Here is a 22,583-nt window from a genome sequence, read left to right on the forward strand (position 1 = left end):
CCCCGCAGGAAGGTTTTGCAACCAGGGCGCCCCCTGGGACGCTCGTAGCGCCGACCGGCAAACTCACGCGCCGCGCATCAACCCGCGCGCGCAAGCCAGGTACGCAGTTCCCGCGCGAACTGCGCACGCCGATATTGCGGCAGATGCAACCCGACAGCGACCGCCTGACCGCGGGACACGAGGCGCACCGGGTCGCGTGGGGTCGCGCCCGGCTCGACCCGGACCCAGCGGGGATTGAATTCGAACTGCGTGAGCGCGGCGGCGCTCATCTGTTCGATCACCAGCCGGTTCGGATAAAGCCTGATACGTTCGTAATCGACAGCATGGCGCGCATGAATGACAAAAGCGCCGCCCACGACCAACAGATCGATACCGGTAAACGGCAAAACCAGCCAGGCGCCGTGGATCAACAACAGAACGGCGATCGCGATGGAAACCAGCGCCAGCGAAACATAGAAGAACACGAATTGCCTGGGCGAAACCGAGCAGTTGCGCTTCATGGTCCAGTCTTTCAGGACCGGCTCCGGACTCGCCAGCAGATCAGACGCCTGCATCGCTCGCTTCCCCCACTTGCAACCTCGCCAGACTATCGCCGCGTCGCGCCTCGCACAACTACGGGAACATCTGGACTTGCCACAATGGATTTTGGGGACCCTTCCGTGCAGCAAACTGACGCATTATAGGCGCGATCCCCAGCCCTCACAAGCAAGGCCCAATCGCCTGCAAACCCATACCAGACGGGCCTTGCAGCGATTTTTCAGGCATTTTCCCCGGGGGCTTTTCAGGCGCTAATTTCAGGCATAACGAAAGCCCCCTTACCACGTTACCGATTCCTTGCCGGACCCCGGCCGATGTCTTCGATGCGCACGATGCCATGGCCTTCGGCTGTCGTACGCGGCACAGCCTTCCACGCGTGGCCGTAGATGATCTCGAAGGTCAGCGGGATCGTGCCCGCGTGCGGACCGTCCGTATGGCGACGCGCCTCGAGCGCGGTCACGAGCGCACGGTGCAGGCGCCGCGCGCCGTGCGTGCCGCCGTTGTCACCCACTCCATCGCCGTTGCGCTCGAACGGATACGCCCCCCAGCGGCGCACGTCGGCGAGCAGCTTCTCCGGCGTCTTGTAGGTGATGGTGAGCGTTTCCTGGTCCATCACCGGAATCTCGAAACCGTTCTCGACGAGCATGTCGCCCAGATCGTGCATGTCGACGAAATCGATGACGTGCGCGCGCGTCGGCACGCCGTGCGCGGCCTCGACTTCGGCAAATGCGCCGCGCAGCTCCTTGAGCGTGTAGGGCCCGAGCGTGCTGAACATGAGCAGGCCATTGACCTTGAGCACACGCTGCCACTCACCGAACACGAGGTCGGGGCGCGGATGCCAATGCAGCGCGAGATTCGACCACAGCAGTTCGAACGCGCCGTGCGCGAACGGCAGCTCGGCAAAGTCGGCCTGCGCAACCCGCGGGCCGCGCGAACCGAGCGCGCGGCCAACCGATGCGGGCAGAAAACGCCGCCAGCTCGTGTCGGGGGCGTCGTGCTCGCGGGCACGGCGCAGCATGGCGAGGGAGAGATCGGTGCCGAACACGGGCGCTTCGGGAAAGCGCTCGCGCAAGCCGGGCAGGTCGTCGCCCTGGCCGCACGCGATGTCGAGCACGGCCGCAGGTTTCACCTTGATGTACTCGAGGCGTTCGCGCATGCGTTGCGCGATTTCACGCGGCAGGAAGGCAACGTCGTCGAAAGTCGCCGCACGGCGATCGAAGATGCGCCGAAGGTGCCGGGTGTCATAGTCCGGACGGCCAGTTCTTGCGGGAGACGGGGACATGTCGGTCGTATTGGCGAAGTCTGCGAAGTATACTCGCTCACTCCTTTCCTTTCAGTCACGCGAGCCCGCTGCCCGGGCCGTCCTTCGATGCCGCCGCGCCCTTCTTCACGCGATGCACGCAATGCAGCGCGCGTCACACCGCCCGCTTCGCACCGCACTCGTCTTGCGGGCGTTGCGCGCGTCTGTCGAAAAGCGCGGGCGCTGCCGTCACAGCTTGCCCACTTCGTGCTGCCCAATCTGTGCCCATTATGCGGCAATTTGTCGCGAGCCACGCTCTGTGTGTGCTGCGATGCCGCGTACTGGAATGAGCCGCGCCTGCGCTGCACGGTCTGCGCGCTGCCGCTCGCGCACAGGCGCGGTGCGGCGGGACGCGCGCGCTACCGCTGCGAGGCCTGCGCCGACGCGCCGCCCGCATTCGACGCCGCGCTCGCGCTCGCCGATTATCGTGCGCCGCTCGACCTGCTCGCACGCGGCCTGAAGTTTCGCGCGCGCCTTGCGCTCGGCGAGGAATTTGCGCGGCGCCTCGCGCTGGCTGCACAAGATATGGGCGATGAGCACGGCATGCCGGAGCTCATCGTGCCGGTGCCGCTCTCGCGCGAACGCCTCATCGAGCGCGGCTACAACCAGGCGTGGCAGATCGCGCGGCCGCTCGCACGCCGGTTGGGCACGCATGCGGACGCCACGCTCGTACAACGCATCCTGCATACGGCGCCGCAATCGAAGCTCGATCGCGAGACGCGCCGCCGCAACGTCGGCCGGGCGCTCGCGTTCACGCGTCCGCTTGCCGGCCAGCACGTAGGCGTGGTCGACGATGTGATGACCTCGGGCGCCACGCTCGACGCGCTCGCGCATACGCTCAAGGCCGCGGGCGCACGGCGCGTGACGAATTTCGTCGCGCTGCGCACGCCGAAGGACTGATCGGCCTCACCCTGTTCAAGCCATCGAGAGAGTTTCATCGCCATGTTCAACGTCGTTCTCGTCGAACCCGAAATTCCGCCGAACACCGGCAACGTGATCCGCCTGTGCGCGAACACCGGTGCGCGGCTTCATCTGATCGAACCGCTCGGCTTTCCCCTCGACGACGCGAAGATGCGCCGCGCGGGCCTCGATTACCACGAGTACGCGCAGATGCACGTGCACGCCGACTGGAATGCCTTCATCGCCAAAGAAGCACCGGACCCGTCGCGGATGTTCGCGTTCACGACGCGCGGATCGGGCCGCTTTCATGCGCATGCGTTCCAGCCCGGCGACTGGTTCGTGTTCGGCGCGGAAACGCGCGGCCTGCCCGATGCGGTACTCGAGCGCTTCGAGACGCCACAGCGCGTGCGCCTGCCGATGCGGCCCGGCAATCGCAGCCTGAATCTCTCGAACACGGTCGCGGTCGTGGTGTTCGAAGCGTGGCGTCAGGCGGGGTTCGAAGGCGGCGAATGAAGCGAGCGCGTTGTTACGCTTTGCCCTACGCCTTGCCGCGCGCCGCCAGCTCACGCTCATAGCGCGTGAGCATCGCATTGTCGAAGCAAGCGAAGATCACGTGCTCGAGCGTCGGGTATTTCGATAGCTCGTCAATCACGGTCGATACCGCAATCGCCACCGCGTCGTCGGCAGGAAAACGGTAGACGCCGCAACTGATTGCCGGAAACGCGATGCTCGTCACGCCCGCCTCGCGCGCGCACTCGAGCGAGCGCCGGTAGCAGGAAGCGAGCAGATGCGCTTCGTCACGGCCGCCGCCGTACCAGACGGGGCCCACGGTATGGATGACGTGTTTTGCGGGCAGGCGATGGCCGGCGGTGATTTTGGCGTCGCCGGTCGGGCAGCCGTTCAGCGTCTCGCATTCGCGCAGCAGGTCCGGCCCGGCGGCGCGATGAATCGCGCCGTCCACGCCGCCGCCGCCGAGCAGCGATTCGTTCGCGGCGTTGACGATCGCATCGACCTTCAACGTGGTGATGTCGACGGCCTGCGCTTCGATGCGGCAGTTTCCGATGGTCAGCATACGGTCCTCCTTTGCGCTCCGGTCCCACGCAAAGCGTGCGAGCTTCCAGCCAGGCGCAGCAGGACCGAAGCGCCCTACTCCGCCTTCGCGTCGCGCCGGAGCAGCGCGCTCACGGCGTCGCGCGGCGTGACACCGTCGAACAGCACGGCGCATACCGCCTGGGTGATCGGCATGTCGATGCCATGTGCGCGCGCGAGCGCCAGCACGGCCTGCGCGCAGCGCACGCCTTCGGCCACGTGGCCGAGTGCGCCGAGGATGTCGTCGAGCGTGCGGCCGCTCGCGAGCTGCTTGCCCACGGTGCGGTTGCGCGAGAGGTCGCCCGTGGCGGTAAGGATGAGGTCGCCGAGGCCGGTCAGTCCCGTGAAGGTCTCGGCGCGCCCGCCGAGCGTGACGCCAAGGCGCGTCATCTCGGCGAGGCCGCGCGTGATGAGCGCCGCGCGTGCGTTCAGGCCGAGGCCCAGGCCGTCGGCGATGCCGGTCGCGATCGCGAGCACGTTCTTGACCGCACCGCCCACCTCCACGCCGACCACGTCGTCGCCGGTATAGATGCGCATCGCGCGGTGATGGAACGCCGCGAGCGTGCGCTCGCGGCAGTCGGCGGAGGCGCTCGCCACCGTCAACGCGACGGGCAGGCCCTCGCCGACTTCGCGCGCGAAGCTCGGCCCCGAAAGCACGCCGTTGCTCGCGTGGCCCGGCAACTCGGCCGCCACGACCTGGTGCGGCATCAACTGCGTTTCGGCTTCAAAGCCCTTGCAGAGCCAGACGAAGTGCGCGGGCACGCGGCCCATGTCGCGCAGTGTGCAAAGCATGCCGCGCAGGCCCGCCACGGGCGTGGCGAGCACGACGAGATCCGCCTCGCCCGACGCATGGTCGAGCGCGGCGGCGAGATCCGTTTCGTATTGGAGAGTTTTGGGCAGCGCGACGCCCGCGAGGTAGCGGGCGTTTTCGTGCGTCTTGCGCAAGGTGTCGACGAGCGCGCCATCGCGCGCCCACAACAGCGTGTGATGCGCCTGGGCGAGATGCCCCGCCAGCGCGGTGCCCCACGCTCCGGCGCCGAGAACGGCGATGTTCATTCCGATACTCCGCACCGGTAGTTCGTGGAAACGATCAACGTACGCTTTAGTGCGTGGCGCTGCTTGCGCCGTCTTGCTGGGCGAGTTGCTGCAGGCGTTGCTCGTAGAGCGCCTGGAAGTTGATCTCGGCCAGGTGGATCGGCGGGAAGCCCGCGCGCGTGATCGCGTCGGCGATGTTCGAGCGCAGGTACGGGAACAGGATGGTCGGGCATGCGATGCCGACGAGCGGATCGACCTGTTCGGCCGGGATGTTGCGGATGTCGAAAATGCCGGCTTGCTTGGCTTCGATCAGGAACGCAACCTTCTCCTTGACCTTGGCCGTGACGGTCCCGGTGACGATGATCTCGAACACCGATTCGGCGAGGCGCTCGGCCTTGACGTCGACTTCCACTTCGACCGAAGGCATGTCCTGCTCAAGGAAGATGGCCGGCGAATTCGGCTGCTCGAGCGACATGTCCTTGAGGTAAATGCGCTGGATATTGAAGAACGGCTGGTTGTTCTCGTCAGACATGGTGTATGGCTTCCCTGATTGAATGGATCGCGGCGCCATTCTCGTGACATCTCAGCGTCCCGAAAATGCGCCGCGCTACGGCAATGAACGGCAACAGGCCCGCGCGAGCCTCACTGGCTCGCGCGGGCCGAAACCCTGCGTCGCTACGTCACGCTGCGCAGCCCGCCTGCGGACCGAGGCCGCCGGCTATCGGGCTGCGAATCAGGCCTTGAATCCGCCTGTAACCTCAGGCGGCTTCGAGCAGCGGCATCAAGCCGCCCGCACGGTCGAGCGCGGAGAGGTCATCGTAACCGCCCACATGCGTCTCGCCGATGAAAACCTGCGGCACGGTACGCCGGCCGGTGCGCGTCATCATCTCTTCGCGCCGCGCCGGATCCCGGTCGATCAGCACTTTCTCGATGTGTTCGACGCCGCGCGACTTTAAAAGACGCTCGGCCATCTGGCAATACGGGCACACCTGGGTGCTGTACATGACCACTTTGCTCACTTCGAACCTCCTTGTTTCACGACCGGCATGCCGGCCTGCTGCCAGGCGTTCACGCCGCCGTCCAGCACGTGGACTTCGGCAAAACCGGCGTCCTTCACGAGGCGCAGCGCCTTGTGCGACTGCTGGCCCGTCTGGCAGACCAGCAACACCGGGTTGCTCTTGTTCTTCACGAGCTGGCCGATCTTCGTCTCGAGTTCGCCAAATTCGACCTGGCGCGCCGAGGGCAGATGACCCTTCGCGAATTCACCCGCGGGGCGCAGGTCGACCACCACCGCGTTGCGGCGGTTGATGAGCTGCGTCGCCTCGGCGGTGGAAACCCCGCCGCGCCCGCCGCGCTTGAGCGTCGGCCACAGGAGCAACCCTCCTGAGATGAGGACGATCGCGATGAGTACAAGGTTGATGTAGTTGGTGAAGAACGTCACGGAGGGTCCGCCGGAAAAAGGGAAAGTCGGAGAAATCGTGCGAAATCGGATTCGGACAATCCGCTCATTATAAAATAACCGTTTGTCGCAGGGTTACCGCCCCCCAGCCCGGGCGTGCAGCCCGCCGGACTGGACTGCCGCCACGGCGCTGCTGCCGTGTTGCGTCCTCCGTCCCCGATTACCGCTTCCTTCACTACCGACCGGCATCCTCATGTACAAACTCGTACTCATCCGCCACGGCGAATCGACGTGGAACAAGGAAAACCGCTTCACCGGCTGGGTGGACGTCGACCTCACCGAGCAGGGCAACCACGAAGCGCAGCAGGCAGGCCAGCTGCTCAAGGAGTCCGGCTACACGTTCGACATCGCCTACACCTCCGTGCTCAAGCGCGCGATCCGCACGCTCTGGCACGTGCAGGACCAGATGGACCAGATGTACCTGCCCGTGGTCCACTCGTGGCGCCTGAACGAGCGTCACTACGGTGCGCTTTCGGGCCTGAACAAGGCCGAAACGGCGGCCAAATTCGGCGACGAGCAGGTGCTGGTCTGGCGCCGCAGCTACGACACGCCGCCCCCGGCGCTCGAGCCGACCGACTCGCGCACGGCGTACAACGACCCGCGTTACGCGAAGGTGCCGAGCGAGGAACTGCCGCTCACAGAGTGCCTGAAGGACACGGTCGCGCGCGTGCTGCCGATCTGGAACGAGTCGATCGCGCCGGCCATCAAGGCGGGCAAGAAGGTGGTGATCGCCGCGCACGGCAATTCGATCCGCGCGCTCGTGAAGTACCTCGACAACATTTCGGATGACGACATCGTCGGCCTGAACATCCCGAACGGCGTGCCGCTCGTCTATGAGCTGGACGAGAACCTCAAGCCCATCAAGCACTACTATCTGGGCGACGCGGAAGCCATCGCGAAGGCGCAGGCCGCCGTGGCGAACCAGGGCAAGAAGGCGGGCTGACGCTAAGCGCCGCCCGGCATCGGCTGCCACGTGGCCGTGCCTTGTCGATTCAGGCAGCCGCCGGTCCGTCGGGCGGCGGCTGTGCGCGGGCCAGCCCTGCGGCCACGCGGGCGCCGTGCGGGTTCGCCCTGGCCGCCCCGGAAATTCGTTGCACATTCCCCTTTTCTGCCTGTTTCCGGGCCTGGCTGGCAGGATTGCCAGCGCCCTGCCAGCACCGTGCCAGAAGTGAAATTGCGGCACACGGTTTGCGAACCAGGCGGCTGCAGCACTGTCTTAGTCCCATCGTACGCGCCATATACACAGCCACGGCGGGTGTGCAGTTATACTTGTCCGTCGCTTTTCCAATAGACGCTGCCACGCGCCTTTTCGACCGCACGCAACATACTCTATGCGAAAGAACCTGAAAAACATCGGCCTGATCGCCGCTGGCCTCGCGACCGGCGTATTTGCCACCCTGCAGATTTCCGCCGAGGCGCAGCAAACCCAGCAGACGGTCGTAGAACCGCTGCCGCTCGACCAGCTGAGGCTCTTCGCCGAAGTGTTCGGTCAAATCAAGCATGAGTATGTCGTGCCGGTGGACGACAAGAAGCTCCTCACCGCCGCCATCAAGGGCATGGTGTCGAGCCTCGACCCGCACTCGTCGTATCTCGACAAGACCGATTACCAGGAGCTCCAGGAGCAGACCAAGGGTCGCTTCGCGGGCCTCGGCATCGAAATCTCGTCGGAAGACGGCCTGATCAAGGTCATCTCGCCGATCGAGGATACGCCCGCGTATCGCGCCGGCATTCGTCCGGGCGACCTCATCACGCGCATCAACGACAAACCGGTGCGCGGCATGACGCTCGACCAGGCCGTCAAGCAGATGCGCGGCGACCCGGGCACCAAGGTCACGCTGACGATCTTCCGCAAGACCGACGACCGCACCTTCCCGCTCACCATCACGCGCGCCATCATCAAGGTGCAGAGCGTGAAGTCGAAGATCCTGCAGCCGGGCTACGCGTATATCCGCATCACGAGCTTCCAGGAGCGCACGGTCCCCGACCTCGCCCAGAAGCTGCAAGATATCGCGCGCCAGGAGCCGAACCTCAAGGGCATCATCCTCGACCTGCGCAACAACGGCGGCGGCCTGCTGCAAAGCGCCGTGGGCGTGGCGGGCGCGTTCCTGCCGCCGGATTCGGTCGTCGTCTCGACGAACGGCCAGATCCCGGACTCGAAGCAGGTCTACCGCGACACCTACGAGAACTACCGCCTGCCGTCGTTCGACGGCGACCCGCTCAAGGGCGAGGCGGCCGAGTTCAAGACCGTGCCAATGGTCGTGCTGACCAACGCCTACTCGGCGTCGGCCTCGGAAATCGTCGCGGGCGCGCTGCAGGACTCCAGGCGTGCGCTGATCGTCGGCAAGACGACGTTCGGCAAGGGCTCGGTGCAGACCGTGCGCCCGATGACGGCCGACACGGCGCTGCGCCTGACCACGGCGTACTACTACACGCCGAGCGGCCGCTCGATCCAGAACAAGGGCATCCGTCCTGATATCGCGGTCGACCAGTACGCCGACGGCGATCCGGACGACGCACTCGTCACGCGCGAAGTGGACTACCAGAACCACCTCGCCAACACGCAGGATCCGGACGAGAAGAAGGAGCAGGACGTGCGCGAGCAGGAGCGCATGGACATGCTGCGTCAGCTCGAAGAGCAGAACGACAAGAAGACGTCGGAGCAGCGCCAGAAGGATCGGGAGCGCAAGCCGGTCGAGTTCGGTTCCACCGACGACTACATGCTCCAGCAGGCGCTGAACAAGCTCCAGGGCAAGCCGGTGGCCGAATCGAAGTCGCCGATGGAGCGCCGCCTCGCGCAGCAGAAGCCGCCTACCTCGGCTTCCGCGCCGATCGCCGTGAAGCCGGGCGCCCTCATCATGGCGCCGGCTCCGGGCTCCGCGGCCGCGCCGGCCTCCGCTCCGGCACCGGCGAAGTAACACGCCGACCCGCCTCGCGACTCGCGCGCCTCGTGCGCCGGTCGCGAGGCCGCCCCTCCTCCAGCCGCTGGCGTCGTTACAATAACGGCACGGTATTTCCCCGGCGCGCGCTCCCCCATTCAGGCCATCGAGGCTCTCGAGGTCCATCGCAGCGCCATCGAACCAGCGCATCGCGATGAACGACGACCAACTCCTCCGCTATTCCCGCCATATCCTCGTCGACGAGATCGGCATCGAGGCGCAGCAGCGCTTTCTCGACGCGCATGCGATCGTCGTGGGCGCGGGCGGCCTGGGATCGCCGGCGGCGATGTATCTCGCGGCCTCGGGCGTGGGCACGCTCACGCTCGTCGACAACGACACCGTCGACCTCACCAACCTGCAGCGGCAGATCATGCACGAGACGGCGTCGGTCGGCCGCGCGAAGGTCGAGTCGGGCCGCGAGGCCATCGCGCGCCTGAATCCCGAGGTGAAGGTGAACGCGCTGCAAACACGCATCGACGATGCGTGGCTCGGCGCGCAGGTGCCGGGCGCGACGGTCGTGCTCGACTGCACCGACAACTTCGCCACGCGCCACGCCATCAACCGCGCATGCGTGAAGCACGGCGTGCCGCTCGTCTCGGGCGCGGCGTTGCGCTTCGACGGACAGATCAGCACGTTCGATTTCCGCGACGACGCCTCGCCCTGCTACGCCTGCGTGTTCCCCGAAGATCAGCCATTCGAGGAAGTGGCGTGCTCGACGATGGGCGTGTTCGCGCCCACGGTGGGCATCATCGGCGCGATGCAGGCGGCCGAGGCGCTGCGCGTGATCGGCGGCATCGGCGCGCCGCTCGTCGGGCGGCTCATGATGCTCGACTCCCTGCGCATGGAGTGGAACACGATGCGCGTGGCGCGGCAGCCGGATTGCCCGGTGTGCGGCGAGCGTCACAGGCACGCCTGAAGCCCGCGCGAGCAAAAGCAAAAAAAACAGCCCCGGACATGCCGGGGCTGTTTTTCATTTTCGCGTATGCGTGGGTAGGCGCTCAGGCCTGGGCCACACGCTGCAGCGCGGCCTGCAGTTCCTCGGGCTCGTAAGCGGCCAGCACCTCCGCCACCGGCTTTTCCAGCGTCTTGAGCTGCGAGCGCAGGATCTCCTGCTTCACCACGAGCAACTGGCTCGGGTGCATCGAAAACTCGGTGAGACCCATGCCGAGCAGCAAACGCGTGAACGACGGGTCGCCCGCCATCTCCCCGCACACCGAAACCGGCACGCCCGCGCGCTTCGCCTCGCGCAGCGTATGCGCGATCAGTTGCAGCACGGCCGGATGCAGCGGATCGTACAGGTCGGCCACCGCATTGTCGGCGCGGTCGATGGCGAGCGCATACTGAATCAGGTCGTTGGTGCCGATCGAGAGGAAGTCGAGCCGGCGCAGGAACATCGGCAGCGCGAGCGCCGCCGCCGGAATCTCGATCATCGCGCCGACCTGGATGTTGGGATCGTAGGCGAGACCGGCGTCGTCAAGCTGACGCTTCGCCTCGCGGATCAGGTCGAGCGTCTGGTCGATCTGCTGCGCGTGCGCGAGCATCGGAATCAGGATCTTGACCGAACCGAACGCCGAGGCGCGCAGGATCGCCCGCAGCTGCGTGAGGAACATCTGCGGCTCGGACAGGCTCCAGCGGATCGCGCGCAGGCCGAGTGCCGGGTTCGCGGCCGTCTCGTAACCGTCGCCCGCATTCATGGCGTCGAGCGGCTTGTCCGCGCCCACGTCGATCGTGCGGATCGTCACGGGCAGCCCGTTCATGAGCTCCACCGCGCGGCGGTAGGCGGCGAACTGCTCGTCCTCCTCCGGCAAGTGGTTCTTGTGGTTCATGAACAGGAACTCGGTGCGAAAGAGGCCCACGCCGGTCGCGCCCGAGTCGAGCGCGGCCTGCGCGTCGTCGGGCAGTTCGATGTTCGCGTAGAGCTGGATCTTCGCGCCGCACAGCGTTTGCGTGGGCGAGAACTTCAGGCGCTGCAGCTTGCGCCGCTCGAGCGCCATCTCGCTTTGGCGGTAGGTGTACTCCTCGAGCACGATCGGCGCGGGATCGACGATCACGACGCCATGGTCGCCGTCGACGATGATGAGATCGTCCTGGCGGATCAGCGCGCTCGCCTGCTGCACGCCCACCGCCGCCGGAATGCCGAGGCTGCGCGCGACGATCGCCGTATGCGAGGTGCGCCCGCCCAGATCGGTGACGAACCCCTGGAAGGTTTGCCCCTTGAACTGCAGCATGTCGGCCGGCGCGATGTCGTGCGCGACGACGATCATCTCGTCGCAGCCGCCGTGCAGCGAAGGGGGCATGGCGCCCGCGAGCGACTTCAGCACGCGCTCCACGACCTGCTCGATATCGGCCTTGCGCTCGCGCAGGTACTCGTCCTCGACGTCGTCGAAGTGACGCGAGAGGCGTTCGAGCTGTTCGGTAAGCGCCCACTCCACATTGAAGCGGCGCGTGCGGATGAGGTCGATGGTCTCCTGCACGAGCATCACGTCGTTCAGGATCATGAGGTGCACGCCGATGAATGCGCCCATTTCGGAAGGGGCGTCGGCGGCGAGGTCGGCGCGCAGCGCGTCGAGTTCCTGCTCCACGGCCTGCAGCGCCGCGCGAAAGCGCTCGATTTCGTCTTCGATCTGCGCGTGCTCGATGAGGTAATGGTCGACGTCGAGTGCAGCCGGGGCGATCAGATACGCTCGCCCGATGGCTATACCGCGTGATACGGGAATTCCATGCAGCGTGAACGGCACGCGCACCTCCTCTGGTTATTTGATGCTGCGGCAAACCGCTGCAATGCGCTCTCTCAGACCCCGGCGATGATTATAAATTCCAGCGCGGCGGAATGTAGCCATGCGCACCTGTCCACGCATGACTGCGACCTTGTGCAGCAGTCGCCGCCCACAAATGAAAACGCCGCGGCAAACCGCGGCGTTCCGGGCAAGGCGCGTTGACTGCGCGCGTCTTACTGGCCTTCGCCGAACTTATCGGCGATCAGCTTGAGCAGCGCGCTCATGGCGTCAGCCTCGTCCGGGCCTTCGGTTTCGATCATCACCGTGCTGCCGATGCCTGCGGCCAGCATCATGACCCCCATGATGCTCTTGGCGTTGATGCGGCGGCCGTTGCGGCTCATCCAGATTTCCGACTGATAGTTGCCTGCGAGCTGTGTCAGCTTCGCCGACGCCCGCGCGTGCAGGCCGAGTTTGTTCACGATGGTCGTTTCTTGTTGCAGCATAGGTCGATCCGGACGCGGTGTGTGGAAGTGTGACTGGATTGTTTCGCTGTGCCTTGTTGTTGGCTTTCGCTGGCGCGCCGCCAGTTCAGGTGCTGCCAGCCGGCCTGAACACGCCGGCCGCTACGCCGCCGGTGCAAGCCGCGCCCCGCGTCGCGGCGGCGGGCTGGCTCGCGCCCTGGCCGGCTACCGGATTCGCGGCCTGCTTTGTCGCGTCGGCGGTGGCTTCGGTGCAGGGCGTGGGCTGGCAAGCGCATTCGCTCGCGGGCGCAGCGGCCTGCATGGTCGGGCCGATGGTCTGGACGCCCTTGCTCGCGCCGGCCAGCGCCTTTTCGACCAGCGTGTCGAGCGGCGTTGCGCGGTAGCACACGGCCCGCACCAGCATCGGCAGATTCACGCCGGCCAGCACGCGCACCTCGGGCACCGTGGCGAGGCGCGCCGCGATGTTCGAAGGCGTGGCGCCGAACATGTCGGTCAACACGAGCGCGCCGTTGTCTTCGCGCAGGCGCTCGATCTCCGAATTCGCCTTGGCGACCACTTCAGCCGGGTCGCTGTCGGGGAGCACGTCGAGCGCGCCGATGCGCGCCGGACAACCGCCATAGATATGCGCGATGCACTCGCGTAGCGCGGTGGCGAGCGGTGCGTGCGCAATGATCAGAATCCCTGCCATGTCAGCTTGACTGCAAAAAACGGCTCCGGTTGATGCTCGGACGACCCGTAGATCGCGTCCTGCAGCGCCGACCCCGCAGCCAGCCGTGAGCTCGCAGGGTCGGAACACGCGCCGCGCGGCAGCCGGAACGTCTTGTCGACGCCCGCTTGCCAGCCCGGAACGCGGGCTCGCGGCATTGTAGCAGGGTCATTTTCGCGCACGCGAGGCGGTTCTGCTCACAGCGGCGACAGATGTCGCGCGCGATCTACAGGCTCCGCGCAAGCGCTCGACCTTTCGTGGTCCGAAACTGCCCGCCAGTCAAGGTCTCGGTGGGGCGCCCACCCTGCAAGGCGCCCACATCCCGCAAATGCCGCCATACACGCGGCTTTCAAGTCAGCGCTCCAGGTGCGGGCCTCAAATGCGCCCGGTCCCCGTTTCGAAGCCTGACTCCGGCCGGACTCAGGCCGCCGCGCGCTCCAGCGCGTCGATGAACATCGCGGCGACGTCGAAGCCCGTCTGCTCCATGATTTCGCGGAAACACGTCGGACTCGTGACATTGACCTCCGTGAGCCAGTCGCCGATGGCGTCGAGCCCCACGAGCAGCAGGCCGCGTGCCGCGAGCGTCGGGCCGAGCGCTTTGGCGATCTCCATGTCGCGTTCGGTGAGCGGTTGCGCGACGCCGAGTCCGCCCGCCGCCAGATTGCCGCGCACCTCATTGCCCTGAGGAATACGCGCGAGCGAAAACGGCACCGGCTCGCCGCCGATCAGCAGAATGCGCTTGTCGCCGGCCTTGATTTCGGGGATGAACTTCTGCGCCATCACGCTGCGCGCCCCGTCGTGGCTCAGCATCTCGATGATCGAGCCGAGGTTCATGCCGTCCGCCTTCACGCGGAACACGCCCATGCCGCCCATGCCGTCGAGCGGCTTGAGGATCACGTCCTGGTGCTCTTCATGGAACTGGCGCAGACGCGCCGCGCTGCGCGTGACGAGCGTCGGCGCGACGAACTGCGGGAATTCGCCGATGGCGAGCTTCTCCGAGTGATCGCGAATCGACTGCGGCTTGTTGAAGATCTTCGCGCCCGCGCGCTCGGCGATCTCCAGCAGCCACGTCGAGGTGACGTACTCCATGTCGAACGGCGGGTCCTTGCGCATGACGACGGCGTCGAAGCCGGTGAGCGCGCGCGAATCGGCCGTGGCTTCGAACCAGGTTTCGCGATGCAGGTCCGCCGTATCGCCGATGATCGTGAAGCGCCGCACGTCGGCCTCCACCTGGCCGTTCACCCATGCGAGGTGCTGGGGCTCGCACGCGAAGAGCCGGTGGCCGCGCTTCGCGGCCTCGGCCATCATCGCGTAAGTCGAGTCCTTGTAGATCTTGAACCGCTCGAGCGGATCGGCGATGAAGAGAATGTCCATATCGTCTCTGCCTTGTCCCTGTCCTGTCGCTGCGTGGCGCCTGGTGACGCGCCTGCTTTCATGACGGCAACGCCCGCACGGTGGCGGGCGCTGCGTTCGATTGTGTGAATGACGACGGCCGGATCAGACCTGGATCGCCTCGGGATCGGTCTTCTCCAGCTCGACCGAGGCCGCCAGCAAGCCGAGCCGCGCCACCACGCCGTACATGTAAAAGCGGTTCGGCGGCGCCGCACCCGCTTTCGCGCGCGTGTCGGGCAGCGCCGTGTGCTCGAAGCCGAGCGGCACGAAATGCATGCCCGGCGCGTTCAGGTTCTGGTCGCGCTCGCGGCTGCCGTGCGCGCGGTAGAAGCCGCCCACCACATAGCGGTCGATCATGTACACGACCGGCTCGGCCACTTCGTCGCCGATGTGCTCGAACGTGTAGACGCCTTCCTGCACGATCACGTCGTGCACTTCGAGCCCGTCCTTCGTGGCCGACATCTTCGCACGTTCGCGCTTCGTGAGTGCGGCGACCTCCGAGGCGTCGTGCACCGTCATCACGCCGCGGCCGTCCGTGCCGGCATCGGACTTGATGACGACATAGGGCTTTTCGGTGATGCCGTACTCGCGATACTTCTTCGCGATCTTCTTGAGCACGGCGTCGATGGCGGTCGCGACTTGCTCTTCGCCCGTGCGCGCCTCGAAGTCCACGCCTTCCACGTGCGCGAAGTACGGATTGATCATCCACGGGTCCACGCCCACCATCTTCGCGAACTTCTTCGCCACGTCGTCGTAGCAGGAGAAGTGCGTGGACTTGCGGCGCACCGCCCAGCCCGCGTGCAGCGGCGGCAGCACGTACTGCTCGTGCAGGTTTTCGAGCACGGGCGGGATGCCGCCCGAAAGATCGTTGTTCAGCAGGATCGAGCAGGGGTCGAAGTTCTTCAGGCCCAGGCGCCGCTGCGAGCGCTCGAGCGGTTCGAGCACGATCTTCTGGCCGTCGGCGAGCGAGATCGTCACCGGCCCGGCGATCGTTTCGTCGAGCGTGCCGAAGCGCACGTTCAGGCCCGCCTGGCGCATGATCGTGGCGAGGCGCGCGACATTCTCCAGATAGAACGCGTTGCGCGTGTGCATCTCCGGAATCACCAGCAGGTTCTTGGCGTCCGGGCAGATCTTTTCGATGGCGGCCATGGCCGCCTGCACGGCGAGCGGCAGCACTTCCTGCGGCAGGCAGTGAAAGGCGCCGGGAAACAGGTTGGTGTCGACCGGCGCAAGCTTGAAGCCGGCGTTGCGCAGGTCCACCGAGGCGTAGAACGGCGGCGTGTGCTCCTGCCATTCGAGGCGGAACCAGCGCTCGATGGCCGGCGTCGCATCGAGGATGCGCTGCTCCAGTTCGAGGAGCGGGCCGTTCAACGCCGTAACCAGATGCGGGACCATAAGGGGTGACTCGCGGACGAAATGCTTTGATTGTAGGGAAACCGGTCGTTTATCTGGGGACGATTGCGCCAGTTGCAAGACGGGATTGCCCTCATGAATCTGGGTCGTGAAATCCCTTGAGCGCGTTAGGGTCAATGAGCGTACCGCGCACGGATATTCACGCCGGATATCCATTCTGGACCGCCCGCGGCGCCCGGCGCAATTGGGCCCACGCACTGAAGGGGCACTATGCGAACGCGCCGGCGAGGTGCTTATTCCGCCCTGGCCCCCTCCCTGGCGCGAGAGCAAGGCCCACACCCGGCACCCGGGCGCGCAAAAAAGAAAAGGGCCCGCCGAATCGGCGGGCCCAGGTCGCTGCTTGCTGCCCTGCTAGATCAAACCATCAAGTGCGGCGCGCTTATTCCACGCGCTCGCCATGCAGAACCACGTCGAGACCTTCGCGCTCTTCTTCTTCCGAAACGCGCAGGCCCATCACCATGTCGATCACCTTCAGCAGGACGAAGCTCACCACGCCGCTGTAGATGAGGGTCGTGAGCACGCCCTTGGCTTGCAGGATGAGGTTGCCATCCGCGCCGCCGATGTCCTTCACCGCGAACACGCCAGTCAAGAGCGCACCGATGATGCCGCCGATGCCGTGCACGCCGAACGCGTCGAGCGAGTCGTCATAGTTGAACTTGTGCTTGAGCCACGTCGCCGACCAGAAGCAGACCACGCCCGCCACCACGCCGATCACGATCGCGCCCAGCACACCGACGAAGCCCGATGCCGGCGTCACGGCCACGAGACCCGCCACGGCGCCCGAGGCGATGCCGAGCACCGACGGCTTGCCCTTGGCGATCCACTCCGCGAACATCCAGCCGAGCGCGGCGCAGGCGGTAGCGACCTGCGTCGTGAGCATCGCGAAGCCGGCACGGCCGTCGGCCGCGACTGCCGAACCCGCGTTGAAGCCGAACCAGCCCACCCACAGCATGGCCGCGCCCATCAGCGTGAGCACGAGGTTGTGCGGCGCCATCACTTCGCGGCCGTAACCCACACGCTTGCCGAGGACGATACAGCACACGAGGCCCGCGATACCGGCGTTGATGTGCACGACCGTGCCGCCCGCGAAGTCGAGGATGCCAGCTGCAGCGAGCCAGCCCGTCGGCTCCCACACCATGTGCGCGATCGGCGAGTAGACGATGATCGACCACAGCGACATGAACACGAGCATCGCCGAGAACTTCATGCGGTCGGCAAACGCACCGGTGATGAGCGCCGGCGTGATGATCGCGAACGTCATCTGATAGACGAAGTACACGGTCTCCGGGATGGTCGGCGCGAGGTGGCTCACGGTGAGCGTCGTCGCCTTGTCGCCCTTGATGTAGTTCATGCCCTCTAGGAAGATGCGCGAGAAGCCGCCGATGAACGAGCCGCCCGGCGTGAACGCGATCGAGTAGCCAACCACCGTCCAGATCACCGTGACGACGCAGGTGATCGCGAAGCTCTGCATGAGCGTCGAGAGCACGTTCTTCTTGCGGACCATGCCGCCGTAGAAGAGCGCGAGGCCCGGGATCGTCATGAACAGCACGAGCGCGGTTGAGGTCAGCATCCACGCGGTGTCGCCGGAGTTGATCTTCGACGAATCGACCGAGAACGGCGCGGTCGGTGCGGCGGGCGCGGCGGCGGCGGCGGCAGCCGATGCGTCGGCCGGGGCGCTTGCGGCGGCGGCCGGGGCGCTGGCTGCTGCTGCCGGGGCCGAAGCCGCGTCGGCTGCGGGCGCCGAAGCCGGAGCGGCTGCGGACGCATCGGGCGCCGACGCGGTGGTGGCCGGCGCGGAGGCCGCGGCGGGCGCGGATGCGTCGTCCGCCAGCGCGGCGCCGACGCCGCCGGCCAGCAGCGAGCCGGCCATCATCAGGGACATCAAAAGTTTGCGCATCTCGGTTTCCTCTTTCCTCTTGTCTCGGTCTCTTTAGGCCTTACAGCGCGTCGGCGCCGGTCTCGCCGGTGCGGATGCGGATCACTTGTTCGATCGGGGTGACGAAAATCTTGCCGTCGCCGATCTTGCCCGTGCGGGCCGCGCGTTCGACCGCCTCGATGGCCTGCTCGACAATGTCGTCGGCCACGGCGGCTTCGATCTTCACCTTCGGCAGGAAGTCGACGACATACTCCGCGCCGCGGTACAGCTCGGTGTGCCCCTTCTGGCGACCGAAGCCTTTCACCTCCGTCACCGTGATCCCCGAAACGCCGATTGCCGAAAGGGCTTCGCGCGCCTCATCGAGCTTGAACGGCTTGATGATTGCTGTAATGAGTTTCATGTAGTCCTCGCTGTGGTTTGCTTCATTCCTTTGTCTGCTTCTGCAACGGAGCGCCCGGCGAACGGCGCGTGATGCTTCGCCGCGTCGCTGGCACACCGTGAGCCAACCGTCGTTCAGTGCGCGGGGCAGTATTAGCAACACCCGTGCCAATTTGCTGTAGCCCGCTGCGCAAAGCCGCTGTGACGGACTTCGATGCAGGCGCGCCCAAAGCCGTGGACAATGCGGTCCGCGCCTTGATGGGCGCGGCGCGCAAGGCCCTGGCCGAACGGCCAGCGTGGCGCGCGCGCGGTGGCGTGGCGGGGGGAACGTTGCTACAGTGTTCTCAGGCATCGCTGGCGCGCCGGGCGCCGCATGGCGGCTGAAAGTGGACCGCCGCGCCACAGCGCGAAGCACACCGGCCCGCGGTGCGCACCAGATGCGCGCACACCTGGCCGTGGCCCTGCGAGTTCGCACCAAGATCGATCACGGTCCGTCGCGGGGCGCAGGCGAAACAAAACTTGCACATTTTTTGTGCAGCAAGGGGAATCGAATGAAGCAACCAAACGACGTATTCAATGATCTGCAGTCGCGCGTGAGCGACCTGCTCAAGAACTCGCCTGCGCGCGACGTTGAACGCAATGTTCGCGCAATGTTGTCGCAAGGCTTTTCGAAGCTGGACCTCGTCACGCGCGAGGAATTCGACGCACAAACGCAGGTGCTCGTGCGTACGCGCCAGCGCCTCGAAGAACTCGAGCGCCGCGTCGCCGAGCTCGAGCAGAAGCTGCCGGTGACCAGCCAGTCCTCCTGATCAATTCCTTGCGCACTCCTGTGCGCAATCGAGTGCAGCCCCCATGCCGCACCGCCGCAAGCGATCCGTAGCGTGATCGCAATGGAACCGTAAAGGGGCATACGCCTCACCAGCCTGGCGCATGTACGGCGCGCGAAACATGTACGAAGCCCGGACCAAAGCTTCGTACCACGCGCGCCACTCCCCGCATTCGAGCCTTCCGGAGAATCCCATGTCGCTTGCCGTGGTGCGCAGCCGCGCGCCGGCTGCTGGCCGCGCGCCCGAAGTCACTGTCGAAGTTCATCTCGCCAACGGGCTGCCGTCGTTTTCCATCGTCGGGTTGCCCGATCTCGAAGTGCGCGAAAGCTGCGAGCGCGTGCGCGCCGCGCTCTCGAACTGCGGCTTCGATTTCCCGGTGAGGCGCATCACCGTCAATCTCGCGCCCGCCGATCTGCCCAAGGAATCCGGCCGCTTCGATCGGCCGATCGCGCTCGGCATTCTTGCGGCGAGCGGGCAGCTTCCGGTTGCGGCGCTCGCGCACCGGGAGTTCGCGGGCGAGCTTTCGCTCACCGGCGCCGTGCGGCCCATGCGCGGCGCGTTTGCCATGGCTTGCGGCACGGCACGCGCGCATAGGGAGCGCGTAGCGCGTGCCGACGAAGCGGCAGCCTCCAGCCCTCGGGCCATTGGCGCGAGCGACATTCTTCGGATTCCTGATGCTGAGACCGGCGAAGCCACACGCTCGCGCATGCCCGAGCTTTATCTGCCTGCGCAGAACGCCGCCGAAGCGGCGCTCGTGCCCGATGTCGCGGTGTACGGAGCGGCAGATCTGCGCTCCCTGTGTGCCCACCTTGCGGGCGTCGATCCCGAGGCGCGCCTCGCCCCCGTGCGCGCGAGCGCCCTCGACGCCGCACCGGCCGCCGCGCCACCCGACATGGCCGACGTGGTCGGCCAGCGCGGCGCGCGCCGGGCGCTCGAAGTCGCGGCGGCCGGCGGCCACCATCTGCTGATGGTGGGGCCGCCAGGCGCGGGCAAGTCGATGCTCGCCGCGCGCCTGCCCGGGCTCCTGCCACCCATGACGGACGACGAGGCGCTAGCCTCCGCCGCCCTGCCCTCCGCCAGCGCAGTCGGCTTCACGCCGCAGCAGTGGCGCAAGCGGCCGTTTCGCGCGCCGCATCATTCGTCGAGTGCCGCCGCGCTGATCGGCGGGCGCAATCCGCCGCAGCCGGGCGAGATCACGCTCGCACATTTAGCGGGCTATTTCTGGATGAGCTGCCCGAGTTCGATCGCCACGTGCTCGAGACCCTGCGCGAACCACTCGAAGTGGGTGCGATCACGATTTCGCGCGCCGCCTGGCAAACCGACTTTCCGGCCGCGTGTCAGCTCGTCGCCGCGATGAATCCCTGCCCGTGCGGCTGGCGCGGCGACCCCGCCGGTCGCTGCCGCTGCACGCCAGAAAGCGCCGCGCGCTACTTGCGCAAGCTGTCGGGGCCGCTGCTGGTCCGCATCGACATCCAGATCGAGATTCCGGCGCTGCCGGCCGCCGAACTGGCCGCACGCGCGAGCGCGAACGCCGAACCTAGCGCCGCGATCGCCGCTCGCGTGCTGGCGGCACGCGAGCGCCAGCTGGCGCGCCAGGGTAAAACCAATCGCGCATTGACCGGCCGCGGAACCGATGCAGTCTGCCAGCCGGACGCCGCCGGAGAAGCGCTGCTGCGCGAAGCGGGCGAGCGCTTCGGCTGGTCGGCGCGCGCGCACTACCGGGTGCTCAAGGTCGCGCGCAAGATTGCCGATCTCGCGGGCGCCGCGATGCCCGAAGCCGCGCACGTGGCGGAGGCCGTGCAGTACCGGCGTGTGTTTGCCGAGCGATAGCCATGCACAGCGCTTTTTTCGCGAAAAACGCCGCCACTTTGCGTTGCGGCGAATGTGAATAGCGCCAATAAGTCGAAGTCAAGACTTGACTTATGCACATTTCGTCGTGTTGACCCCGGTTCTGTGCATGGTTCGCATTACGCCGGGGCCACTTTAGTAACCCATTGATTCTTCTACCCTTCTGGATTTACAGAAAAGCGGCCAAAACTAACAGAAAGCCCACAGGACGGCCCTTTCCGGCCAACGCGGCGCTGTTTTCCACAAAGTTACCCACAGGTCCTGTGGGTAACCAGTAAACCCTCAATCAAATCCGGTAATTAGCGTGTTTACCTGCAGCGCAACCTTCACTTCGTCGCGCAAACGCCCGCAGCTGCGTGAGCGAAACATGGCGGCGCGAGGCGTACTGCGGAGTCCCAAAACTCAGTACAGCTTGAAAGATCCGAAGAACTGGTCGATCTGCTCGACCGGCGGCTCGCTGCGCCCGACGATCGCCACCTGGTAGGCCCGCGCGCCCTTGGCGACGAGCCGCGCGTGGATCGTGCGCGTCTCGCCGTGGGCGCCTGCCTTGCCGGCCATGCGCATCTCCACGCCCTCGATCGACCCGCCCGTCGCAAGCGGCACCGCCACCGCGTGCGCCTCGGCCGGCGCGCCCACGTTGCGCGCGAGGCCCGCGCGCAGGAACTCGAGCGCCTTTTGCTGCGTCGCGGGCTGCGCGTCGGGCAGATCGAGCGTGCCGACCACGAACACGTCGTCGGCGACTTCGGCCGTCTGCACGCGCATGCGCATCGGCGTGCCGTTCACGTCGATACTGCGCTCGTCCTTGTCGGGCTTGGCCGGCAGATCGATCGTGTAGCCGCTCGCATCGTTCGAAATCGTGCGCCAGTCGTAAGTGGGCGAGCAGGCGGCCAGCGCGAACGCGGCGGCGAGTACGCCCAGCGCCGCCGCGCGGGCCGGAACGAAGGCGGCCATCGGCAGATGCAACGGGAGCCGGGCACGGCGAAGGATGTCCAGGACCATGGGGCGCGGTTCGTCACGGAAGTGAAAGGTGCGCGATATTATCCGTCGGCGCATACCCGGATGTTGTCCCGCAACCGCTATGCCGGGAAATTCGGCGCTACAATATTTGCGCTCAACACCCGCGTCCTTTGGCGCACGAGGCAAGGCTCATGACCGCTGCATCCCCGAATTCCTCGAACAAGCGTTCCGGCGCGCTCATGCGCATCGGCGCAGCGGTGGTCGTCGTCGCGATCGCCGTGGCCGGCTACTTCGCGTTCTTCGGCAGCCAGCAGCGCGTGCCCGACGCGACTTTCACGCTGCTGTCCGGCCAGAAGGTCTCCACGCACGACCTCAAGGGCAAGGTCTATCTCGTCAACTTCTGGGCGACGAGCTGCACCACCTGCATGGCGGAAATGCCGAAGATGGTCCAGACCTATAACCGCTTCAAGGGCGAAGGTCTCGAGTTCGTCGCGGTGGCGATGAACTACGACGCGCCGATGTACGTCGCCAACTACGCGCAGACGCGCCAGCTGCCGTTCAAGGTGGCAATGGACGACGGTTCGGCGGCCAGGCAGTTCGGCAACGTCCAGCTCACGCCGACCACCTTCGTGATCGGCCGCGACGGCAAGATCCTCAAGCGCTACGTGGGCGAGCCGCAGTTCGCCGAACTCGACCAGTTGCTGCAGAAGGCGCTGGCGACCTGATAGGCG

22 protein-coding genes and 1 pseudogene are annotated in these 22,583 nt (G+C 66.3%); 8 read left to right on the top strand and 15 right to left on the bottom strand.

What is annotated here, in order from left to right; genetic code table 11:
* Positions 1–77 precede the first annotated feature (77 nt).
* Together AB4Y44_RS00635 and AB4Y44_RS00640 are read right to left on the bottom strand one after the other, a co-directional pair.
* Positions 78–554 carry a DUF2244 domain-containing protein gene (locus AB4Y44_RS00635; protein WP_368698429.1) on the bottom strand — a complete coding sequence of 159 codons (477 nt, stop codon included), beginning with the start codon at positions 552–554 and terminating at the stop codon, positions 78–80.
* Between the two features lie 269 nt (positions 555–823).
* Entirely contained in the window at positions 824–1,819 is a 996-nt protein-coding gene (locus tag AB4Y44_RS00640) for a methyltransferase domain-containing protein (protein WP_368698430.1), read from the bottom strand.
* A gap of 87 nt (positions 1,820–1,906) precedes the next feature.
* On the opposite strand from AB4Y44_RS00640, the gene AB4Y44_RS00645 reads away from it, so the two are divergent.
* The gene (locus tag AB4Y44_RS00645) at positions 1,907–2,737 is read left to right on the top strand and encodes a ComF family protein (protein WP_368698431.1); all 831 of its coding nucleotides are present in this window, start codon (positions 1,907–1,909) and stop codon (positions 2,735–2,737) included.
* A gap of 42 nt (positions 2,738–2,779) precedes the next feature.
* Positions 2,780–3,250 (top strand): tRNA (uridine(34)/cytosine(34)/5-carboxymethylaminomethyluridine(34)-2'-O)-methyltransferase TrmL, encoded by a 471-nt coding sequence (gene trmL / locus AB4Y44_RS00650; protein WP_342919481.1) that lies wholly within the window; start codon positions 2,780–2,782, stop codon positions 3,248–3,250.
* A gap of 25 nt (positions 3,251–3,275) precedes the next feature.
* Here trmL and AB4Y44_RS00655 read toward each other — a convergent pair whose 3' ends face one another.
* The 5 genes from AB4Y44_RS00655 to AB4Y44_RS00675 all read right to left on the bottom strand — a co-directional run bounded on the left by AB4Y44_RS00655 (position 3,276) and on the right by AB4Y44_RS00675 (position 6,302).
* Complete coding sequence (locus AB4Y44_RS00655) at positions 3,276–3,809, bottom strand: O-acetyl-ADP-ribose deacetylase (protein WP_342919482.1); 534 nt, start codon at positions 3,807–3,809, stop codon at positions 3,276–3,278.
* A gap of 74 nt (positions 3,810–3,883) precedes the next feature.
* Positions 3,884–4,882, bottom strand: a complete 999-nt coding sequence (locus AB4Y44_RS00660; protein ID WP_342919483.1) for an NAD(P)H-dependent glycerol-3-phosphate dehydrogenase — start codon at positions 4,880–4,882, stop codon at positions 3,884–3,886.
* 46 nt (positions 4,883–4,928) lie between these two features.
* A complete protein-coding gene (gene secB / locus AB4Y44_RS00665) occupies positions 4,929–5,393 on the bottom strand; it encodes a protein-export chaperone SecB (protein WP_342919484.1) in 465 nt (154 codons plus the stop codon).
* A 226-nt stretch (positions 5,394–5,619) separates the two neighbouring features.
* Positions 5,620–5,880, bottom strand: coding sequence for a glutaredoxin 3 (grxC, locus tag AB4Y44_RS00670; RefSeq protein ID WP_042270085.1), 261 nt, complete (start codon positions 5,878–5,880; stop codon positions 5,620–5,622).
* Complete coding sequence (locus tag AB4Y44_RS00675; RefSeq protein ID WP_042270087.1) at positions 5,877–6,302, bottom strand: rhodanese-like domain-containing protein; 426 nt, start codon at positions 6,300–6,302, stop codon at positions 5,877–5,879. The genes grxC and AB4Y44_RS00675 overlap by 4 nt, the downstream gene beginning before the upstream one ends.
* A 211-nt stretch (positions 6,303–6,513) precedes the next feature.
* On the opposite strand from AB4Y44_RS00675, the gene gpmA reads away from it, so the two are divergent.
* The 3 genes from gpmA to AB4Y44_RS00690 all read left to right on the top strand — a co-directional run bounded on the left by gpmA (position 6,514) and on the right by AB4Y44_RS00690 (position 10,172).
* Complete coding sequence (gene gpmA / locus AB4Y44_RS00680; protein WP_368698432.1) at positions 6,514–7,263, top strand: 2,3-diphosphoglycerate-dependent phosphoglycerate mutase; 750 nt, start codon at positions 6,514–6,516, stop codon at positions 7,261–7,263.
* Positions 7,264–7,651: 388 nt separating this feature from the next.
* The gene (locus AB4Y44_RS00685; protein WP_368698433.1) at positions 7,652–9,235 is read left to right on the top strand and encodes a S41 family peptidase; all 1,584 of its coding nucleotides are present in this window, start codon (positions 7,652–7,654) and stop codon (positions 9,233–9,235) included.
* Between the two features lie 175 nt (positions 9,236–9,410).
* Entirely contained in the window at positions 9,411–10,172 is a 762-nt protein-coding gene (locus AB4Y44_RS00690) for a ThiF family adenylyltransferase (RefSeq protein ID WP_368698434.1), read from the top strand.
* 82 nt (positions 10,173–10,254) lie between these two features.
* Here the strand turns inward: AB4Y44_RS00690 and ptsP are convergent, their stop codons facing one another.
* The 7 genes from ptsP to AB4Y44_RS00725 all read right to left on the bottom strand — a co-directional run bounded on the left by ptsP (position 10,255) and on the right by AB4Y44_RS00725 (position 18,242).
* Positions 10,255–11,994 carry a phosphoenolpyruvate--protein phosphotransferase gene (gene ptsP / locus AB4Y44_RS00695; protein ID WP_342919488.1) on the bottom strand — a complete coding sequence of 580 codons (1,740 nt, stop codon included), beginning with the start codon at positions 11,992–11,994 and terminating at the stop codon, positions 10,255–10,257.
* 212 nt (positions 11,995–12,206) lie between these two features.
* Positions 12,207–12,476 carry an HPr family phosphocarrier protein gene (locus AB4Y44_RS00700; RefSeq protein WP_042270095.1) on the bottom strand — a complete coding sequence of 90 codons (270 nt, stop codon included), beginning with the start codon at positions 12,474–12,476 and terminating at the stop codon, positions 12,207–12,209.
* A gap of 85 nt (positions 12,477–12,561) precedes the next feature.
* Entirely contained in the window at positions 12,562–13,143 is a 582-nt protein-coding gene (locus AB4Y44_RS00705) for a PTS sugar transporter subunit IIA (protein WP_368698435.1), read from the bottom strand.
* 438 nt (positions 13,144–13,581) lie between these two features.
* Positions 13,582–14,535 carry a glutathione synthase gene (gene gshB / locus AB4Y44_RS00710; RefSeq protein ID WP_342919490.1) on the bottom strand — a complete coding sequence of 318 codons (954 nt, stop codon included), beginning with the start codon at positions 14,533–14,535 and terminating at the stop codon, positions 13,582–13,584.
* A gap of 123 nt (positions 14,536–14,658) precedes the next feature.
* Positions 14,659–15,948, bottom strand: a complete 1,290-nt coding sequence (gshA, locus tag AB4Y44_RS00715) for a glutamate--cysteine ligase (protein ID WP_028201806.1) — start codon at positions 15,946–15,948, stop codon at positions 14,659–14,661.
* A 397-nt stretch (positions 15,949–16,345) separates the two neighbouring features.
* Positions 16,346–17,863: an ammonium transporter gene (locus AB4Y44_RS00720; RefSeq protein WP_342919491.1), complete on the bottom strand. Its 1,518-nt coding sequence runs from the start codon at positions 17,861–17,863 to the stop codon at positions 16,346–16,348.
* A gap of 40 nt (positions 17,864–17,903) precedes the next feature.
* On the bottom strand, positions 17,904–18,242 hold the full coding sequence (locus AB4Y44_RS00725) for a P-II family nitrogen regulator (RefSeq protein ID WP_028201804.1): 339 nt from the start codon (positions 18,240–18,242) through the stop codon (positions 17,904–17,906).
* Positions 18,243–18,771: 529 nt separating this feature from the next.
* Here AB4Y44_RS00725 and AB4Y44_RS00730 point away from each other — a divergent pair.
* A complete protein-coding gene (locus tag AB4Y44_RS00730) occupies positions 18,772–19,029 on the top strand; it encodes an accessory factor UbiK family protein (protein WP_028201802.1) in 258 nt (85 codons plus the stop codon).
* A 211-nt stretch (positions 19,030–19,240) separates the two neighbouring features.
* Positions 19,241–20,877, top strand: a pseudogene (locus AB4Y44_RS00735) (YifB family Mg chelatase-like AAA ATPase).
* A 420-nt stretch (positions 20,878–21,297) separates the two neighbouring features.
* Here the strand turns inward: AB4Y44_RS00735 and AB4Y44_RS00740 are convergent.
* Complete coding sequence (locus AB4Y44_RS00740; protein ID WP_368698547.1) at positions 21,298–21,846, bottom strand: hypothetical protein; 549 nt, start codon at positions 21,844–21,846, stop codon at positions 21,298–21,300.
* A gap of 197 nt (positions 21,847–22,043) precedes the next feature.
* Between AB4Y44_RS00740 and AB4Y44_RS00745 the strand changes: the two genes are divergently transcribed.
* Positions 22,044–22,577 carry a TlpA disulfide reductase family protein gene (locus AB4Y44_RS00745; RefSeq protein WP_254352569.1) on the top strand — a complete coding sequence of 178 codons (534 nt, stop codon included), beginning with the start codon at positions 22,044–22,046 and terminating at the stop codon, positions 22,575–22,577.
* Positions 22,578–22,583: the final 6 nt, after the last annotated feature.

The organism is Paraburkholderia sp. BR10937 (assembly GCF_040965695.1).
Lineage (GTDB): Bacteria > Pseudomonadota > Gammaproteobacteria > Burkholderiales > Burkholderiaceae > Paraburkholderia.

Coding starts and splice junctions, on each gene's coding strand:
- secB (WP_342919484.1), bottom strand. CDS start 5,393: ATGTCTGACGAGAACAACCAGCCGTTCTTCAATATCCAGCGCATTTAC.
- trmL (WP_342919481.1), top strand. CDS start 2,780: ATGTTCAACGTCGTTCTCGTCGAACCCGAAATTCCGCCGAACACCGGC.
- AB4Y44_RS00645 (WP_368698431.1), top strand. CDS start 1,907: ATGCCGCCGCGCCCTTCTTCACGCGATGCACGCAATGCAGCGCGCGTC.
- AB4Y44_RS00720 (WP_342919491.1), bottom strand. CDS start 17,863: ATGCGCAAACTTTTGATGTCCCTGATGATGGCCGGCTCGCTGCTGGCC.
- AB4Y44_RS00705 (WP_368698435.1), bottom strand. CDS start 13,143: ATGGCAGGGATTCTGATCATTGCGCACGCACCGCTCGCCACCGCGCTA.
- AB4Y44_RS00690 (WP_368698434.1), top strand. CDS start 9,411: ATGAACGACGACCAACTCCTCCGCTATTCCCGCCATATCCTCGTCGAC.
- gpmA (WP_368698432.1), top strand. CDS start 6,514: ATGTACAAACTCGTACTCATCCGCCACGGCGAATCGACGTGGAACAAG.
- AB4Y44_RS00730 (WP_028201802.1), top strand. CDS start 18,772: ATGAAGCAACCAAACGACGTATTCAATGATCTGCAGTCGCGCGTGAGC.
- gshA (WP_028201806.1), bottom strand. CDS start 15,948: ATGGTCCCGCATCTGGTTACGGCGTTGAACGGCCCGCTCCTCGAACTG.
- AB4Y44_RS00635 (WP_368698429.1), bottom strand. CDS start 554: ATGCAGGCGTCTGATCTGCTGGCGAGTCCGGAGCCGGTCCTGAAAGAC.
- AB4Y44_RS00640 (WP_368698430.1), bottom strand. CDS start 1,819: ATGTCCCCGTCTCCCGCAAGAACTGGCCGTCCGGACTATGACACCCGG.
- AB4Y44_RS00700 (WP_042270095.1), bottom strand. CDS start 12,476: ATGCTGCAACAAGAAACGACCATCGTGAACAAACTCGGCCTGCACGCG.
- AB4Y44_RS00660 (WP_342919483.1), bottom strand. CDS start 4,882: ATGAACATCGCCGTTCTCGGCGCCGGAGCGTGGGGCACCGCGCTGGCG.
- AB4Y44_RS00725 (WP_028201804.1), bottom strand. CDS start 18,242: ATGAAACTCATTACAGCAATCATCAAGCCGTTCAAGCTCGATGAGGCG.
- AB4Y44_RS00740 (WP_368698547.1), bottom strand. CDS start 21,846: ATGGCCGCCTTCGTTCCGGCCCGCGCGGCGGCGCTGGGCGTACTCGCC.
- AB4Y44_RS00685 (WP_368698433.1), top strand. CDS start 7,652: ATGCGAAAGAACCTGAAAAACATCGGCCTGATCGCCGCTGGCCTCGCG.
- AB4Y44_RS00745 (WP_254352569.1), top strand. CDS start 22,044: ATGACCGCTGCATCCCCGAATTCCTCGAACAAGCGTTCCGGCGCGCTC.
- gshB (WP_342919490.1), bottom strand. CDS start 14,535: ATGGACATTCTCTTCATCGCCGATCCGCTCGAGCGGTTCAAGATCTAC.
- AB4Y44_RS00655 (WP_342919482.1), bottom strand. CDS start 3,809: ATGCTGACCATCGGAAACTGCCGCATCGAAGCGCAGGCCGTCGACATC.